Genomic DNA, 16928 nt, shown 5'->3' with positions numbered 1-16928 from the left:
CTTGCACCTCCTTGTTTATTTCTTTGTAAGAATGACTATCTTATACTTCTTCGACTTTAACCAAGTGGCTAACATGTTTAACCATGCCGCGAATAGCTACAGTATCGTTCAATTCAACGGTTTGACGGATTTTACGAAGTCCCAGCGATGCTACAGTAGCACGCTGTTTCTCGTTACGGCCGATCAAACTGCGAACGAGGGTGATTTGCAATTTTGCCATCGTATGCCCCTCCTTAACCTAACAGCTCTTCGACAGTTTTACCACGAAGCTTCGCAACATCTTCAGCACGTTTCAAACGTGAAAGACCTTCGAGCGTTGCGTTAACCATGTTCATGGAGTTCGAAGAACCGAGGGATTTCGTCAAAATATCGCCAACGCCAGCAAGTTCAAGAACTGCACGAACTGGGCCACCAGCGATAACACCTGTACCTTCGGATGCCGGCTTCAGGAGAACTTCTCCAGCGCCGAAATGTCCTAGCACAAGGTGAGGAATTGTTGTACCAACGATTGGTACATGAATCAGGTTTTTCTTAGCATCTTCGATACCTTTGCGGATTGCATCAGGTACTTCGCCTGCTTTACCGATTCCTGCGCCAACATAGCCGTTGCCGTCGCCTACTACTACCAATGCACTAAAGCTGAAGCGGCGTCCGCCTTTAACAACTTTGGCAACACGGTTGATGTTGACAACTTTTTCAGTAAGTTCTAACGTATTCGGATCTATACGCAAGTCGTTTAACCTCCTTATAAGTAAAGTCGATTAGAATTCCAGACCAGCTTCGCGAGCTGCATCAGCAAGCGCCTGAATTCTTCCGTGATACAAGTAACCACCACGATCAAATACTACTTGGTTTACACCTTTCGCTTGAGCGCGTTTTGCAAGCAATTCGCCGACTTTACGAGCAGCTTCAACGCTGCCGCCGTTGCCGATAGCTTCAGTCAGCTCTTTGTCTTGTGTAGAAGCAGCAGCAAGTGTTACTCCTTGTACATCGTCGATCAATTGAGCATACATATGCTTAGCGGAACGAAACACAGACAAACGTGGGCGTGCAACCGTTCCATTGATTTTTTTACGAACACGCAAGTGTCTTTTCAGACGTGCCTTGTTTTTATCGCCTTTCGTAATCATTCAAGGTTCACTCCTTTCCAATTCCTCATACTGCTATGTTAAGCAGCCATGTCAGACTGCTTATTTCTTCTTACCAGCTTTACCTTCTTTGCGGATAATGCGCTCGCCTTCGTACTTGATACCTTTACCTTTATACGGCTCAGGCTCACGTACGGAACGGATTTTGGCAGCAAATGCGCCAACGAGTTCTTTATCGATTCCGCGAACAGTAATTTTCGTGTTCGCAGGAACGTCGAATTCGATTCCGCCTTCAGGAGCGATTTCCACTGGGTGAGAGTAACCAACGTTAAGAACGATTTTCTCACCATTTTTGCTTGCACGATAACCTACGCCAACGAGTTCAAGATTTTTCGAGAATCCGTCAGTAACTCCGCTCACCATGTTAGCGATGATGCTGCGAGTAGTACCGTGCAAAGAGCGATGCAATTTATTGTCAGAAGGACGTTCAATGACGATTTCAGTTTCACTCACATTGACTTTCATATCTTTGTGAAATTCACGGGAAAGCGTTCCTTTAGGTCCTTTAACAGTAATAACTGTGTTTTCCAAGTTGATTGATACGCCGTTAGGCACTTGGATTGGCTTGCGACCAATACGGGACATCGTTACACCTCCAATCTTTGTGACTTGTTAATTACCAAACGTAGCAGACGACTTCGCCGCCAGCTTTGCCTTGACGTGCTTCTTTATCAGTCATAATCCCTTTGGACGTGGAAATAATAGCAATTCCCAGACCGCCCAGTACACGAGGGATCTCATTAGATTTTGTATAAACGCGAAGACCTGGTTTAGAAATACGTTTCAGACCAGTGATTACGCGCTCTTGGCTCGGGCCGTATTTCAAGAAAATACGGATAATCCCTTGCTTGTTATCCTCGATATATTCAGCATCGCGGATGAAACCTTCACGCTTCAGAATTTCAGCGATTTCCTTCTTCACTTTCGAAGCGGGCATTTCAACGGTTTCATGACGAACAACGTTCGCGTTGCGAATGCGTGTCAGCATATCTGCAATCGGATCAGACATAACCATTTGTGTTAACCTCCTTCCCGAACTAGGCTTATTACCAGCTTGCTTTCTTAACGCCAGGGATCTGGCCTTTGTATGCTAACTCACGGAAACAAATCCGGCAAATTTTAAACTTTTGCAAAACAGAGTGCGGACGGCCACAACGTTCACAGCGCGTGTACGCACGCACTTTAAATTTCGGTGTACGTTGTTGCTTCACTTTCATCGAAGTTTTTGCCACTGGGTATTACACCTCCTAAAAGTGGATTACTTCGCAAACGGCATACCCAATTGGGTGAGCAATTCGCGAGATTCTTCGTCCGTTTTTGCCGTCGTCACGATGACGATATCCATACCACGAACTTTATCAACTTTATCGTATTCAATCTCCGGGAAGATCAATTGCTCTTTCAAACCCAGTGTGTAGTTACCGCGACCATCGAATGCTTTCGATGATACGCCACGGAAGTCACGTACACGTGGGAGGGAGATGTTGAACAGCTTATCCAGGAAGTAATACATACGCTCGCCGCGCAGTGTTACTTTAACCCCGATTGGCATGTTCTCACGAAGTTTGAAGCCGGCAATGGACTTCTTCGCGCGTGTTACAACCGGTTTTTGACCGGCGATTTGACGAAGCTCATCAACAGCAACATCAAGTACTTTCGAGTTAGCAACCGCTTCGCCGACACCCATATTGATGACGACTTTCTCGATTTTAGGCACTTGCATAACTGTTGTATAGTTAAACTTCTGCATCAGAGCAGGAGTGATCTCGTTAAGAAAACGATCCTTCATTCTTGCAGCCATGATTCATGGTCCTCCTTCCTACAGTAACGTTAGTCGATTACTTCGCCGGAACGTTTTGCGATCCGAACTTTTTTGCCGTTATCAAGCACTTTGTATCCAATGCGAGTTACTTTACCGCTCTTCGGATCAATGTGCATCACGTTCGATACGTGAATCGGCGCTTCTTGCTCGATGATACCGCCCTGCGGGTTAGCCTGCGATGGACGAGTATGCTTTTTAACCATATTGACGCCTTCTACAAGTACGCGGTTTTCACGCGGATATGCAGCGATTACACGGCCCTTTTTGCCTTTATCCTTACCGGAAATGACGATGACCGTATCATCTTTTTTAACGTGCAATTTATTGTTATGCGATTCAAGAATTTTTTTCAATCTTGGCATGAGTTACACCTCCTGCATGCTTGATGATCAAGCTATTGCAATCCCTTGGGGACTTTTATTAGATAACTTCTGGTGCAAGCGATACGATTTTCATGAAATCTTTATCGCGAAGCTCACGGGCAACTGGTCCAAAAATACGAGTACCACGTGGGCTCTTGTCTTCCTTAACGATTACAGCTGCATTTTCGTCAAACGCGATGTAGGAACCGTCTTTACGACGAACCGTACGCTTTGTACGAACGATAACTGCTTTAACAACATCACCTTTTTTGACAACGCCGCCTGGTGTTGCTTGTTTAACGGAACAAACGATCAAATCGCCGATAGCCGCTACGCGACGACCAGTTCCACCAAGTACACGGATACACATCAGTTCTTTTGCTCCTGAGTTATCAGCGACACGCAAACGGGAAAATGGTTGAATCATGTCAACGTCCTCCTTTCGGACAAAACTAGATTACATTTTCAAGCTTAAAGGACAATCGCTACTTCAACAATCTCCACGAGTCTGAAGCGTTTGTCTTTCGAAAGCGGACGAGTTTCCATAATTTTTACAACATCGCCGATTTTGGCTTCGTTGTTCTCATCATGGGCTTTGAACTTTTTCGTGGATTTGATGCGTTTATGGTACAGGTTGTGTTTTTTATATGTTTCAATAGCAACAACAACTGTTTTATCCATTTTGTCACTCACCACTTTACCGACTAACACTTTGCGGGCATTACGTTCGCTCATGTTCTTCCTCCTTCCTTAAACCTTGGCAATTTTTCCTTAGTTAAGGACTACTATTTAGCTGCTGATTCCGAGTTCTCTTTCACGCAAGATGGTTTTAGCACGAGCAATTTCTCTCCGTACGTCACGAATCCGTGTCGGATTGTCCAGTTGGCCAGTAGCCAATTGGAAACGAAGGTTGAATAGCTCCTCTTTAAAACCATTTACCTTTTGTTCGATCTCAGCAGAGGTTAGGTTACGAAATTCACTAGCCTTCATTTGCTTCACCACCTACTTCTTCGCGTTTCACGAACTTCGTTTTAACAGGCAGTTTGTGTGACGCAAGACGCATTGCTTCGCGAGCAACCTCTTCAGGTACTCCAGCAAGCTCAAACATAATTTTGCCTGGCTTAACTACAGCAACCCATTTCTCAACGTTACCTTTACCGCTACCCATACGAACCTCGAGAGGCTTTTGAGTGATTGGCTTAGCAGGGAAAATCTTGATCCATACTTTACCACCACGTTTGATGTAACGAGTCATAGCAATACGAGCTGATTCGATTTGACGGTTCGTAATCCATGACGGCTCAAGCGCTTGAAGACCGTATTCTCCGAAAGAAACTTCAGTACCGCCTTTAGCGCGACCTTTCATATGTCCGCGTTGTTGCTTGCGGTGTTTGACACGTTTAGGTACCAACATGATTAGTTGCCTCCTTCCTGGGGAGCTTTCTTCTTAACCGGAAGGACTTCGCCACGGTAGATCCAAACTTTTACACCGATACGACCATAAGTCGTATGCGCTTCAGCTGTACCATAATCGATATCAGCACGAAGGGTATGAAGTGGAACTGTACCTTCGCTATAGCCTTCTGAACGAGCAATTTCAGCACCACCGAGACGTCCGCTAACAGCGGTTTTGATCCCTTTAGCGCCAGCACGCATCGAACGTTGGATCGCTTGTTTCAAAGCACGACGGAAAGAAACACGACGCTCCAGCTGTTGTGCGATACTTTCTGCTACAAGAATAGCATCCATATCTGCTTGTTTAATTTCAGAAATATTAATGTGAACTTTTTTGCCTTTAGTGATCTTGCCAAGCTCCGTGCGCAGGTTCTCCACTTCAGAACCGCCTTTACCGATAACCATACCCGGCTTCGCAGTTTGAATCGTCACGTTAACACGGTTAGCCGCGCGCTCGATTTCGATGTGGGATACTGCCGCATCCTTAAGTTTGTTCTTCAGGTATTCACGAATTTTTACGTCTTCAATCAGAAGATCGCCGAAGTCTTTGCCTGCGTACCATTTGGATTCCCAATCACGGATAATCCCAACACGAAGACCGACCGGATTTACCTTTTGACCCACACGTTATCCCTCCTTATTTCTCAGATACCACCAAAGTGATGTGGCTGGTTCTTTTGTTGATTTTGCTTGCACGTCCCATTGCACGTGGGCGGAAACGTTTCATAGTTGGACCTTGGTTAACGAAAGCCTGGGAAATAACCAGCTTGTTAACGTCCAATTGATAGTTATGCTCAGCGTTAGCAATTGCAGAGTTCAGCAGCTTCTCCAAAATCGGGGAAGCAGATTTAGGCGTGTGACGCAGAATCGCGATTGCTTCGCCAACCTTCTTGCCGCGAATCAAATCCGCAACGAGTTGAGCTTTACGAGGAGCAATACGTACGAATCTCAAATGCGCTTTAGCTTCAGACATGTGTGAACCTCCTTTCAATCGATAAAGATCTTATAGGCAAAATTATCTTCTGCCCGTCTTCTTATCGTCATCATGACCTTTGTACGTACGAGTTGGTGCAAACTCACCAAGCTTGTGTCCAACCATATCTTCCGTTACGTAAACTGGCACGTGCTTGCGACCGTCATAAACGCCGAAAGTGTGACCAATGAATTGTGGGAAAATTGTCGAGCGACGGGACCAAGTTTTGACCACGACTTTTTTGTTTGTTTCATTCAAATCCTCGACTTTTTTGAGCAGGTAACCGTCAATAAACGGCCCTTTTTTCAAACTGCGACCCATTTGGAGTCCTCCCTTCGCGGAAACATAGCGTGACTCAAGGTCACGCAGCTTCTATTAAGCAGTTATTACTTCGTACGACGACGAATAATATATTGGCTCGAAGCTTTTTTCTTCTTGCGGGTTTTGTAACCAAGTGTTGGTTTGCCCCAAGGAGACATTGGCGATTTACGACCGATCGGAGCGCGACCTTCACCACCACCGTGTGGGTGATCGTTAGGGTTCATTACTACGCCGCGCACTTCTGGACGTCTGTTCATCCAACGGGAACGGCCGGCTTTACCGATTTTCACGAGTTCGTGATCTTCGTTACCAACAGAACCGATTGTTGCACGACAAGTTTTCAGAATGCGACGAACCTCACCGGAAGAAAGACGGATCGATACGTAAACTTCTTCTTTACCAAGAAGCTGAGCTTCAGTACCAGCAGCACGAACCAATTGTCCGCCTTTGCCTGGTTGCAATTCAATGTTGTGGATAACCGAACCAACAGGAATGTTACCAAGTGGAAGAGTGTTACCTACTTTAATATCAGCAGTAGGGCCGGACATTACTTGATCTCCAACTTTAAGACCTTTTGGAGCGATAATGTAGGCTTTCTCACCATCAGCGTAGTGGATTAGAGCGATGTTGGAAGTACGGTTCGGATCGTATTCGATCGTTGCCACTTTACCAGCAATTCCATCCTTAAGACGCTTGAAGTCGATAATCCGATATTTACGTTTGTGTCCGCCGCCTTGATGACGAACCGTAATTTTACCTTGGTTGTTACGACCAGCTTTTTTGAAAAGTGGTGCTAGCAACGATTTCTCCGGTGTGTCTGTTGTGATCTCTTCGAAAGTCGAGACCGACATACCACGACGTGCAGGAGAGGTCGGTTTATACTTTTTAATTGGCACTTGAATTTCCTCCTTTTCTAAACAGACGTTTCAAAGAACTCAAGTTCTTTGCTATCATCGCTCAGTTGAACGATTGCTTTTTTCCATTCGGATCTATAACCGCTATATTTACCATAGCGCTTAGGTTTACCAGCAACACGCATTGTGTTAACGCTAGTAACCTTAACTTTGAAAATTTGCTCAATAGCGTTTTTGATTTCTGTTTTGTTAGAGCGAAGATCAACTTCGAACACGTAACGTTTGGAAACCATATATTCGCTAGTACGCTCTGTAATAACAGGACGTTTAATAATATCGCGAGGGTTTTTCATTACGCAAACACCTCCTGTACTTTCTCTACAGCATCTTTAGTGATGATGAGCTTGTCATATACAAGTACATCCAGAACATTAATGCCGTCAGCTGCGACGAATTTCACACCTGGGATGTTACGAGCAGACAATGCTACATTGTCATCGTAGCTAGGCAAAACAACAAGCGCTTTACGAGCCACTTTCAGATTGTTCAGAATCGCTACGAATTCTTTCGTCTTAGGAGTCGAGAACGACAATTGATCAAGAACGATAATTTCGTTAGCGATCACCTTCGAAGATAGAGCCGATTTGATTGCCAAACGGCGAACTTTCTTAGGAAGCTTGAATCCGTAAGAGCGTGGAGTCGGTCCAAATACTGTACCGCCGCCAACCCATTGCGGGGAGCGAATGCTACCTTGACGAGCACGGCCAGTTCCTTTTTGTTTCCAAGGCTTACGACCGCCACCACGTACTTCAGAGCGTCCTTTAGTTTTGTGAGTACCTGCACGCTCAGCAGCTTGCTGAAGCGTAACAGCGCTGTGTAGAACGTGTTTGTTAGGCTCGATACCAAAAACGCTATCTGCCAATTCAACCTCGCCTACTTGCGAACCACTCACATTATATAATGATACTTTAGGCATTTATTGTTCCTCCTTTCTTCTAAGAATTTATTTCTTAACGGTAAGTTTAACTTTCACAAAACCGTTTTTAGGGCCTGGTACAGAACCTTTAACTAGCAACACGTTACGCTCAGCGTCTACGCGAATAACTTCAAGCTTTTGAATCGTGATAGCGTCAGTACCCATGTGACCTGGAAGGCGTTTGCCTTTCGGTACGCGGTTCGCTTGAATCGAACCCATGGAACCTGGACCGCGGTGGTAACGGGAACCGTGAGACATAGGACCCGTGCTTTGTCCCCAACGTTTAATAACGCCGGCAAAGCCTTTACCTTTAGAAATACCTGTTACGTCAACGAATTCGCCTTCTGCGAAAAGGTCAGCTTTAACCACTTGACCAACTTCGTAGTCACCCAATTGGATGCCGCGAATTTCACGAACGTAGCGCTTAGGAGTAGCTCCCGCTTTTTTAGCGTGGCCAATTTCCGGCTTAATAGTTCTGCTTTCTTTCTTGTCGGCAAAACCGAGTTGAACAGCTTCGTAACCATCAGTTTCCTGGTCTTTCTTCTGCAAAACGACACATGGTCCAGCTTCGATAACAGTAACCGGAATTACATTACCTTCAGCAGTAAACACTTGAGTCATTCCAAGTTTTTTACCTAAGATACCTTTCATGTTGACACCTCATTTCCCTTCTATATCACATATACTGGTGTTGCTTTTACAGTTTGATTTCGATATCTACACCGGATGGTAAATCCAGGCGCATCAACGCATCAACCGTTTGCGGCGTAGGGTTAACAATGTCGATCAAGCGTTTATGTGTACGCATTTCGAATTGCTCCCTGGAATCCTTGTACTTGTGCACCGCACGGAGAATGGTGATGATTTGCTTTTCCGTTGGAAGCGGAATCGGCCCGGAAACACTCGCTCCGGAACGTTTTGCAGTTTCCACAATTTTCTCTGCGGATTGATCAAGAATCCTGTGATCGTACGCTTTCAAGCGAATACGAATCTTTTGCTTTGCCATATAAGTCCCTCCTTCTATCGCCCAATTTATTATCGGACATACTCCATGAGAAAACCCGGCACATGCCCCATGGCAAAGGGGCCGGGTGTGTCGGCAACCTCTCACATCATCGCAACGTCACAGACCAACAGACATTATTATAACGAAATGAATAGGCAAATGCAAGCAGAACTTTGCTTTCATGCTATTTTCAATTAAATTAGTGGTCTTTCATCCTTTTAGGCAAGATTATAACGCCTTTTAGGTTATTAGCTTCGACACATTGCCTGCTTCATAAACAAAACGATTGCTGTGCCCTCTATATATAATAGAAGAAACTCACCTGAACACCTTCATCTAAAGGCTGCAAATCGCTAAAACAGCAGAAGATCGCTCTTCTATCAGTACATCGGTAAGCCTTCACCCATGACCCGATAGAAAAGCGATCTTCTTTGCTTTATGGACAATGTGTTACTACTACTCTACTCAATCCACTTTACTCTTTACTTATTAACCTAGCACAATCCGGTCGTCAGCCAGCTTCTTGCCGCTAATTTGCTCAAACTCGTTAAGCAGCTGCGCTACCGTGAGATCCTTTTTGCGGTGTTCATTAACATCGAGAATGATCCGACCCTTGTCCATCATAATAAGACGGTTGCCCAGACGGATCGCCTGCTCCATATTATGCGTCACCATCAGCGTCGTCAGCTTCATCTCGTGTACAAGCGAATCTGTGAGTGCTGTAATCAGCTCTGCGCGAGCAGGATCAAGTGCAGCTGTGTGCTCATCAAGGAGCAATATTTGCGGCTGCGTAAAGGTCGCCATGAGCAGGCTAAGCGCTTGCCGCTCTCCACCGGATAGAAGGCCAACCTTTGCACCCAAGCGGTTCTCAAGCCCAATGCCGAGCCTTGAAAGCTGCTCCTTGAAAAAAGTGCGCTTGGTCGGCGTCACACCTAGCAATAGCCCACGCGGCTTGCCTCTTTTATAAGCCATCGCCAGATTTTCCTCAATCGTCATGCGCGGCGCTGTGCCCGCCATTGGATCTTGAAATACTCTGCCGATCCATTTGCTGCGTTTATACTCGGGAAGCAATGTCATTTTATCCCCAGCAATTTCAACATCGCCGGCATCTGGGCGCATGACACCCGATATAATATTCATCAAAGTAGACTTGCCTGCTCCATTACTTCCAATGACCGTAACAAAATCGCCCGGCTTCAGATGAAGATTAATGTTAATTAAAGCCGTCTTTTCATCAACAGTCCCTGGATTAAACAGCTTGGACACTTTAGAAATGTTCAGCACTAGTGTCCACCTCCGCGTTGTATAGGATCAGTAAGCAGCTCCGCCGAGCGTTTGCGGGCCATTTTTTTCTGCTTAAACGATTTCTGAATGGTCGGAACAACAAGGGCAACAATAACGATTACCGCAGTAATCAGCTTTAAGTCAGAAGCTTTGAGCCACTCGACCCGATAGGCAATCGTAATAATGATTCGATACACAATGGAACCAAGAACAACCGCTAGCGTGGCCCAAAACACCTTCCGTGCTCCAAAAATAGCCTCGCCAATAATAACCGATGCCAATCCGACGACGATAACGCCGATCCCCATGGAAATGTCAGCAGCAGTTGACTGCTGTGCGAATAAGGCCCCAGACAAAGCAACAAGAGCATTGGAGAGGGATATGCCGATAATTTTAGTTGTATCCGTGTTTGAGCCAAAGCTCCGAATCATCCGCTCATTATCTCCCGTTGCACGCAAGCTTAGCCCTAAGTCCGTATGCAGAAACAAATCCAGCAGCAGCTTGATCACAATTACAACGATAACAACAATAACGAGTACATTGCTTGTCGTAAAAATCGTATCCATACCATATACCGAAACATTCGGCTTGCCCATAATCCGCAAATTAATGGAATAAAGGGCAATCATCATAATAATGCCCGAGAGCAGCCCATTTATTTTGCCTTTTGTATTCAAAAGCCCGGTTATAATTCCAGCGACCGCACCACCACCAAAAGCAGCAATAGTAGCTACCCAAGGAGACATACCATTCGTTATCAAAATCATCGCAATGCCGCCGCCCGTAGTGAAGCTGCCCTCCACGGTCAAATCGGGAAAATCTAAAATACGATACGTAATGTAGACGCCCAGCGCCATCAACGCATAAATTAAGCCAAGCTCAATTGCACCAGGCATCGATTTCAACAAACTAAGCAATAGGAAACCTCCTCATGAAAAAGGCCAATTGTAAACGGCTACTGCCGTCTAATGGCGACAATAGCCGTTACGTTACGTTGCGAACTATTCTATAATGTTGGAAGCAGCATCCTTGACTTGATTTTTCATCTCATCCGTTACCGTAATGCCTTGTTCCTTAGCTGCCTTCATGTTCAAAATAAGATCCAGCTTGTCCGGCACTGTTACTTTCATATCGCCTGGCTTCTTGCCATTTTTCAAAATATCCACAGCCATTTGACCTACTTGGTAACCATGATCATAATATTTGAAGCCAATTGTTGCAAAGGCACCACGCTCAACCGTATCACGATCACTTGCGAAAAACGGAAGGTCATTATCATTAGCTACTTTAATCAATGTATCCAGACTGCTCACTACTGAATTATCCAATGTAATATACAGTGCATCTACTTTACCTACAAGGGAAGCAGCTGCCTGCTGTACTTCCGATGTGTTGCTCACAGCTGCACGAACGAGCTTAATGTCATGCTTAGCAAGCGATTCTTCTGCAATTTTAGCCATTACAACTGCATTAGGTTCCCCTTCATTAATAACAAGGCCAACATTTTTCACTTTCGGGAAATTAGCAGCAACAAAATCCATTAGCTCCGTAATCGCTGCAGGATTTGTATCCGACGCTCCTGAAACAAGACCGCCTGGCGCATCAAGATTTGTAACGAGCTTCGAATCAATCGGATCGGTAACAGCTGCAAAAAGCACAGGACGATCAGTCACTTCTTTCACAAGCGCTTGTGCTGATGGTGTAGCAATACCTAACGCCAAATCACTTTTATCAGCCGCGATCTTTTGAGCCAACGTTTGGTTGTTCGCTTGATCTGCTTGCGCCGTATTAAAATCAATAGTCAAATTCTGACCTTCAACCAAGCCTGCATCGTTCAAGGCAGCAATAAATCCTTCTCTTGTAGCGTCTAGCGACGGATGTTCTACATATTGAGAAATTGAAATTTTATAATTTTCTTTCGCCCCACTGTCCGTTGCTTCAGCAGAACTGCTCGGTGCAGTTGAAGCCTGCTCCCCAGTATTGCCGTTGCCTTTGCTGCTCCCACATGCCGAAATGACCAAAACGAGGACCAACATTAATCCTACCCACATATTTTTTCTCATCTTCTGTAAAACCTCCCCTACATAATAAGCTGCTGTCTAACGTTCCCATAAGGCTTCCCTCTATCGCAGCTGTATACATCTTCTCTCATATTAAAGGCGATGCAGCAGCCCCGTCAATGACTTGTCCATGGAAAATAAAAAACCTCTCACCGAGGTGAGAGGTTTGATTCGTGCGCGGCTTAAAGCCGCACGCGATTATTTTTGGATAGTTGCTACAGCGCCAGCGCCTACAGTACGGCCGCCTTCACGGATGGAGAAACGAGTTCCCTCTTCAACCGCGATTGGAGCGATAAGCTCAACAGTAACTGTGATGTTGTCGCCAGGCATAACCATTTCAGTACCTTCTGGCAGGTTGATGATACCAGTAACGTCAGTTGTACGGAAGTAGAACTGTGGACGGTATCCAGTGAAGAAAGGCTTGTGACGGCCACCCTCTTCTTTAGTCAGAACGTAGATTTGTGCAGTGAAGTTAGTGTGTGGTTTAACCGAACCCGGTTTAGCCAATACTTGTCCACGCTCAATATCTTTACGGTCTACACCACGAAGCAATGCGCCAACGTTGTCGCCTGCTTGAGCGGAGTCAAGCAATTTACGGAACATTTCAACGCCAGTTACAACGGATTTGCGGGACTCTTCAGCAAGACCGATAATTTCGATCTCGTCGCCTACTTTGATAACGCCACGCTCAACACGGCCAGTTGCTACTGTACCACGGCCAGTGATTGTGAAAACGTCCTCGACAGGCATAAGGAAAGGTTTCGCAACATCGCGCTCAGGAGTTGGGATGTAAGTATCAACTTGCTCGAAGAGCTCGATGATTTTGTCAGCCCAAGGACCTTCTGGGTTTTGCAGAGCTTCACGAGCAGCACCGCGGATGATTGGAGTGTCGTCGCCTGGGAACTCATACTCGGAAAGAAGGTCGCGAACTTCCATCTCAACCAGTTCAAGAAGCTCTTCGTCTTCAACCATGTCGCATTTGTTCAGGAATACAACGATGTACGGAACGCCAACTTGCTTGGACAGCAAGATGTGCTCACGAGTTTGTGGCATAGGGCCATCAGCTGCGGAAACTACCAGGATTGCTCCGTCCATTTGTGCAGCACCAGTGATCATGTTTTTTACATAGTCGGCGTGACCTGGGCAGTCAACGTGAGCGTAGTGACGAGCTGGCGTCTCATACTCAACGTGAGCTGTCGAGATCGTGATACCACGCTCGCGCTCTTCTGGAGCTTTATCGATTTGGTCAAAAGCGATAGCAGCACCGCCGTATTTTTTGGAAAGTACAGTAGTGATTGCTGCAGTCAGAGTCGTTTTACCGTGATCGACGTGACCAATAGTACCGATATTAACGTGCGGTTTGTTACGTTCAAATTTAGCTTTTCCCATTGAACTTAATCCTCCTCAATATTTAAAAGGTTTTATATAGTGGCTGAACACTTGCTTGCTTAGCAAGCTGTAATGCCAACCGGAGTAAAAAAGACTAACCTAGACAAAGGCAAATATTATTCGCCTTTGTTTTTAGCAATAATCTCTTCAGCAATCGATTTAGGAACTTCTTCATAGTGAGAAAGCTCCATCGAGAATACGCCGCGTCCTTGTGTACCGGAACGAAGTGTTGTGGAATAACCGAACATCTCGGAGAGAGGCACCTTAGCACGGATAATTTGCGCACCTGCGCGAGTATCCATACCTTCAATACGACCACGACGGGAGTTCAACATACCCATAACATCGCCCATGTACTCTTCAGGAACAGTAACTTCAACTTTCATGATTGGCTCAAGCAGAACTGGCTTACATTTTTCTTTGGCAGCTTTAAGCGCCATCGAACCTGCAATTTTAAACGCCATCTCCGAGGAGTCAACATCATGATAAGATCCGTCGAAAACAATCGCTTTAACATCAACGAGCGGGAAACCAGCGATAACGCCGTTTTTCATCGACTCTTCGATACCAGCTTGGATTGGAGCGATAAATTCACGAGGAATCGATCCACCCACAACTTTGTTTTCGAATACGAAGCCTTCACCCGGCTCTTGTGGAACGAATTCAACCCAGCAATGGCCATATTGACCTTTACCACCGGATTGACGTACGAATTTACCTTCGACTTTTGCAGCCTGACGGAACGTCTCACGATAAGCAACTTGAGGCTTACCAACGTTTGTCTCAACCTTAAATTCGCGAAGCATACGGTCAACTAGAATCTCAAGGTGAAGCTCACCCATACCCGAGATAATCGTTTGGTTTGTTTCTTCATCCGTATGCGCACGGAATGTAGGATCTTCTTCCGCAAGCTTGGAAATCGCGATACCGAGTTTGTCTTGGTCAGCTTTCGTTTTTGGTTCGATAGCAACCGAGATAACTGGCTCAGGGAAATTCATCGACTCAAGAATAATCGGATGTTTTTCATCGCAAAGTGTGTCACCTGTAATGGTATCTTTCAAACCAACTGCAGCTGCGATATCTCCGGAGTAAACTTCGGAAATCTCTTGACGGCTGTTCGCATGCATTTGCAGAATCCGACCAATACGCTCACGTTTGTTCTTTGTACCATTCAGAACATACGAACCGGATTTCAGGACGCCAGAATACACACGGAAGAACGTCAATCTACCTACATAAGGATCCGTCATGATCTTGAATGCCAGAGCCGAGAACGGTTCTGAATCTGAAGATTGACGAATTTCCTCACTACCATCATCAAGCATACCTTTAATAGCTGGTACATCAAGTGGCGATGGAAGATAGTCAACAACAGCATCCAACATCATTTGAACGCCTTTGTTACGGTACGAGGAGCCCACGATAACTGGGAAGATTTTAACTTCACAAACGCCTTTACGAAGCGCTGCTTTAATTTCTGGAATCGTAATTTCTTCGCCTTCCAGATATTTCATCGTTAATTCTTCGTCCAGCTCGGCAACTTTCTCGATCAATTCCGTACGGAGTTCTTCGACTTGGTCGGCGTACTCAGCAGGAATTTCGATTTTCTCAGGGTCTTTTCCGAGATCATCTTTGTATTTGTAAGCTACGCGTTCAACGATATCGATAACGCCTACGAAATCACTTTCAGCGCCAATCGGAATTTGAATCGCAACAGCATTTGCTTGTAGACGCTCGCGCATATCCTTGATAACGTTCAAGAAGTCTGCACCGATAATGTCCATTTTGTTGATATAAGCGATCCGAGGTACACCGTAACGGTCTGCTTGACGCCATACGGTTTCGGACTGAGGCTCAACGCCTTCTTTTGCACTGAAAACGCCAACTGCCCCGTCCAATACGCGGAGGGAACGTTCAACTTCTACTGTGAAGTCAACGTGTCCTGGGGTATCGATGATATTGATGCGGTGACCATCCCATTGAGCAGTCGTCGCGGCAGACGTAATCGTAATACCGCGCTCTTGCTCTTGTTCCATCCAGTCCATCGTAGCGGCGCCTTCATGCACCTCTCCGATTTTGTGAGTACGGCCTGTGTAGAACAAGATGCGCTCAGTTGTAGTGGTTTTACCCGCATCGATATGCGCCATAATCCCGATATTCCGTGTATTTTTCAAGGAGAACTCTCTAGCCATGAACTGATCTCCTCTCATTAAATGAGATTATTTGTTGATTCAGCGTAAGCCGAATCCTACCAACGGTAGTGAGCAAACGCTCTGTTCGCTTCTGCCATTTTGTGTGTATCTTCGCGCTTCTTAACGGATGCACCAGTGTTATTGGAAGCATCAGTAATTTCAGCAGCCAAACGCTCTACCATCGTTTTCTCACCGCGGTTACGTGAATAGTTCACGAGCCAACGGAGACCAAGCGATGTACGGCGCTCAGGTTTAACTTCGATCGGCACTTGATAGTTGGCACCGCCGACACGGCGTGCTTTAACCTCAAGTACTGGCATGATATTTTTCAAAGCTGCTTCGAACACTTCCATCGGATCTTTACCCGTGCGTTCTTGGATCAGTTTGAAGGCATCGTACAACAGCGTTTGAGCTGTTCCGCGTTTACCGTCGATCATAATGCGGTTGATGAGTCTCGTTACCAGTTTGCTATTGTAAACCGGATCCGGAAGCACATCGCGTTTTGTTACAGGACCTTTGCGTGGCATGAGAAAGTCCCCCTTTCTTGAATGATAATTTCATTAGTGGTAAAACAAATCTTATTTCTTAACTTTAGGACGTTTAGCACCGTATTTCGAACGAGCTTGGTTACGGTTGTTAACACCCGCTGTATCCAAAGCGCCGCGAACGATATGATAACGTACACCCGGAAGGTCTTTTACCCGTCCGCCACGGATCAATACGACACTGTGCTCTTGCAGGTTATGTCCGATACCCGGAATGTAAGCTGTAACCTCTACGCGGTTAGTCAAACGTACACGCGCGTATTTACGAAGTGCAGAGTTCGGTTTTTTCGGAGTCATTGTACCTACACGAGTGCACACACCGCGTTTTTGCGGAGCACTGATGTTTGTAGCTTCACGTTTCAAGGCGTTGAAACCTTTTTGCAAAGCTGGCGATTTCGATTTTACGACTTTAGCTTGGCGTCCTTTACGGACTAGCTGGTTAATTGTTGGCATGTTGCCACCCCCTTCCGTTATTCATGTCATTTAATATGGTAGACATTACACCTAATTTTAAAGCCCACAGATCCAGGTGGTTCATAAA

Annotated in this window: 27 protein-coding genes; all 27 read right to left on the bottom strand. The window is 45.7% G+C overall.

Translation table 11 applies throughout. From position 1 onward, the window contains the following. Window positions 1-40 precede the first annotated feature (40 nt). Entirely contained in the window at window positions 41-220 is a 180-nt protein-coding gene (gene rpmD / locus ABEW34_RS21310; RefSeq protein WP_046234242.1) for a 50S ribosomal protein L30, read from the bottom strand. Between the two features lie 13 nt (window positions 221-233). Next, window positions 234-731: a 30S ribosomal protein S5 gene (gene rpsE, locus ABEW34_RS21305; protein WP_046234241.1), complete on the bottom strand. Its 498-nt coding sequence runs from the start codon at window positions 729-731 to the stop codon at window positions 234-236. A 30-nt stretch (window positions 732-761) separates the two neighbouring features. Further along, on the bottom strand, window positions 762-1130 hold the full coding sequence (gene rplR / locus ABEW34_RS21300; protein ID WP_046234240.1) for a 50S ribosomal protein L18: 369 nt from the start codon (window positions 1128-1130) through the stop codon (window positions 762-764). Between the two features lie 60 nt (window positions 1131-1190). After that, entirely contained in the window at window positions 1191-1733 is a 543-nt protein-coding gene (gene rplF / locus ABEW34_RS21295) for a 50S ribosomal protein L6 (protein WP_430161322.1), read from the bottom strand. Between the two features lie 31 nt (window positions 1734-1764). Further along, window positions 1765-2163, bottom strand: coding sequence for a 30S ribosomal protein S8 (gene rpsH, locus ABEW34_RS21290; protein ID WP_046234238.1), 399 nt, complete (start codon window positions 2161-2163; stop codon window positions 1765-1767). 31 nt (window positions 2164-2194) lie between these two features. Beyond that, window positions 2195-2380, bottom strand: coding sequence for a type Z 30S ribosomal protein S14 (locus ABEW34_RS21285; protein ID WP_013312154.1), 186 nt, complete (start codon window positions 2378-2380; stop codon window positions 2195-2197). 26 nt (window positions 2381-2406) lie between these two features. Next, window positions 2407-2949, bottom strand: a complete 543-nt coding sequence (rplE, locus tag ABEW34_RS21280; RefSeq protein WP_046234237.1) for a 50S ribosomal protein L5 — start codon at window positions 2947-2949, stop codon at window positions 2407-2409. A gap of 29 nt (window positions 2950-2978) precedes the next feature. Beyond that, window positions 2979-3332 carry a 50S ribosomal protein L24 gene (gene rplX / locus ABEW34_RS21275; protein ID WP_074905002.1) on the bottom strand — a complete coding sequence of 118 codons (354 nt, stop codon included), beginning with the start codon at window positions 3330-3332 and terminating at the stop codon, window positions 2979-2981. 58 nt (window positions 3333-3390) lie between these two features. Further along, window positions 3391-3759 (bottom strand): 50S ribosomal protein L14, encoded by a 369-nt coding sequence (gene rplN, locus ABEW34_RS21270; RefSeq protein ID WP_046234236.1) that lies wholly within the window; start codon window positions 3757-3759, stop codon window positions 3391-3393. Window positions 3760-3803: 44 nt separating this feature from the next. Beyond that, entirely contained in the window at window positions 3804-4067 is a 264-nt protein-coding gene (gene rpsQ / locus ABEW34_RS21265) for a 30S ribosomal protein S17 (protein ID WP_056035800.1), read from the bottom strand. A 54-nt stretch (window positions 4068-4121) separates the two neighbouring features. After that, the gene (rpmC, locus tag ABEW34_RS21260; protein WP_046234234.1) at window positions 4122-4322 is read right to left on the bottom strand and encodes a 50S ribosomal protein L29; all 201 of its coding nucleotides are present in this window, start codon (window positions 4320-4322) and stop codon (window positions 4122-4124) included. After that, entirely contained in the window at window positions 4312-4746 is a 435-nt protein-coding gene (gene rplP / locus ABEW34_RS21255) for a 50S ribosomal protein L16 (protein ID WP_046234233.1), read from the bottom strand. The genes rpmC and rplP overlap by 11 nt, the downstream gene beginning before the upstream one ends. Window positions 4747-4748: 2 nt before the next feature. Continuing rightward, the gene (gene rpsC, locus ABEW34_RS21250) at window positions 4749-5411 is read right to left on the bottom strand and encodes a 30S ribosomal protein S3 (RefSeq protein WP_046234232.1); all 663 of its coding nucleotides are present in this window, start codon (window positions 5409-5411) and stop codon (window positions 4749-4751) included. A 13-nt stretch (window positions 5412-5424) separates the two neighbouring features. Continuing rightward, complete coding sequence (rplV, locus tag ABEW34_RS21245; protein ID WP_046234231.1) at window positions 5425-5760, bottom strand: 50S ribosomal protein L22; 336 nt, start codon at window positions 5758-5760, stop codon at window positions 5425-5427. A 42-nt stretch (window positions 5761-5802) separates the two neighbouring features. Further along, window positions 5803-6081, bottom strand: coding sequence for a 30S ribosomal protein S19 (gene rpsS, locus ABEW34_RS21240; protein WP_430161321.1), 279 nt, complete (start codon window positions 6079-6081; stop codon window positions 5803-5805). Window positions 6082-6146: 65 nt separating this feature from the next. Then, the gene (gene rplB / locus ABEW34_RS21235; RefSeq protein WP_056035796.1) at window positions 6147-6977 is read right to left on the bottom strand and encodes a 50S ribosomal protein L2; all 831 of its coding nucleotides are present in this window, start codon (window positions 6975-6977) and stop codon (window positions 6147-6149) included. 17 nt (window positions 6978-6994) lie between these two features. Continuing rightward, complete coding sequence (gene rplW, locus ABEW34_RS21230) at window positions 6995-7288, bottom strand: 50S ribosomal protein L23 (RefSeq protein ID WP_046234228.1); 294 nt, start codon at window positions 7286-7288, stop codon at window positions 6995-6997. Next, on the bottom strand, window positions 7288-7911 hold the full coding sequence (gene rplD, locus ABEW34_RS21225; RefSeq protein ID WP_056035794.1) for a 50S ribosomal protein L4: 624 nt from the start codon (window positions 7909-7911) through the stop codon (window positions 7288-7290). The genes rplW and rplD overlap by 1 nt, the downstream gene beginning before the upstream one ends. Window positions 7912-7938: 27 nt before the next feature. Then, window positions 7939-8562: a 50S ribosomal protein L3 gene (gene rplC, locus ABEW34_RS21220; protein ID WP_056035792.1), complete on the bottom strand. Its 624-nt coding sequence runs from the start codon at window positions 8560-8562 to the stop codon at window positions 7939-7941. 46 nt (window positions 8563-8608) lie between these two features. Further along, window positions 8609-8917: a 30S ribosomal protein S10 gene (gene rpsJ / locus ABEW34_RS21215; protein ID WP_046234225.1), complete on the bottom strand. Its 309-nt coding sequence runs from the start codon at window positions 8915-8917 to the stop codon at window positions 8609-8611. Window positions 8918-9406: 489 nt separating this feature from the next. Continuing rightward, a complete protein-coding gene (locus tag ABEW34_RS21210) occupies window positions 9407-10201 on the bottom strand; it encodes an ABC transporter ATP-binding protein (RefSeq protein WP_430161320.1) in 795 nt (264 codons plus the stop codon). Then, a complete protein-coding gene (locus tag ABEW34_RS21205) occupies window positions 10201-11118 on the bottom strand; it encodes an ABC transporter permease (RefSeq protein WP_430161319.1) in 918 nt (305 codons plus the stop codon). The genes ABEW34_RS21210 and ABEW34_RS21205 overlap by 1 nt, the downstream gene beginning before the upstream one ends. An 84-nt stretch (window positions 11119-11202) precedes the next feature. After that, window positions 11203-12264, bottom strand: coding sequence for an ABC transporter substrate-binding protein (locus tag ABEW34_RS21200; protein ID WP_430161318.1), 1062 nt, complete (start codon window positions 12262-12264; stop codon window positions 11203-11205). Window positions 12265-12459: 195 nt separating this feature from the next. Then, a complete protein-coding gene (gene tuf / locus ABEW34_RS21195) occupies window positions 12460-13650 on the bottom strand; it encodes an elongation factor Tu (protein WP_046234221.1) in 1191 nt (396 codons plus the stop codon). 116 nt (window positions 13651-13766) lie between these two features. Next, the gene (gene fusA / locus ABEW34_RS21190) at window positions 13767-15842 is read right to left on the bottom strand and encodes an elongation factor G (RefSeq protein ID WP_056035778.1); all 2076 of its coding nucleotides are present in this window, start codon (window positions 15840-15842) and stop codon (window positions 13767-13769) included. Window positions 15843-15898: 56 nt separating this feature from the next. Beyond that, the gene (rpsG, locus tag ABEW34_RS21185; RefSeq protein ID WP_046234219.1) at window positions 15899-16369 is read right to left on the bottom strand and encodes a 30S ribosomal protein S7; all 471 of its coding nucleotides are present in this window, start codon (window positions 16367-16369) and stop codon (window positions 15899-15901) included. Between the two features lie 51 nt (window positions 16370-16420). Beyond that, a complete protein-coding gene (gene rpsL, locus ABEW34_RS21180; RefSeq protein ID WP_046234218.1) occupies window positions 16421-16840 on the bottom strand; it encodes a 30S ribosomal protein S12 in 420 nt (139 codons plus the stop codon). Window positions 16841-16928: the final 88 nt, after the last annotated feature.

Origin of the sequence: Paenibacillus algorifonticola (assembly GCF_050481745.1) — a bacterium.
In the GTDB taxonomy this organism is placed as follows: domain Bacteria; phylum Bacillota; class Bacilli; order Paenibacillales; family Paenibacillaceae; genus Pristimantibacillus; species Pristimantibacillus algorifonticola_A.
This window is presented reverse-complemented; position numbering and strand designations above follow the sequence as displayed.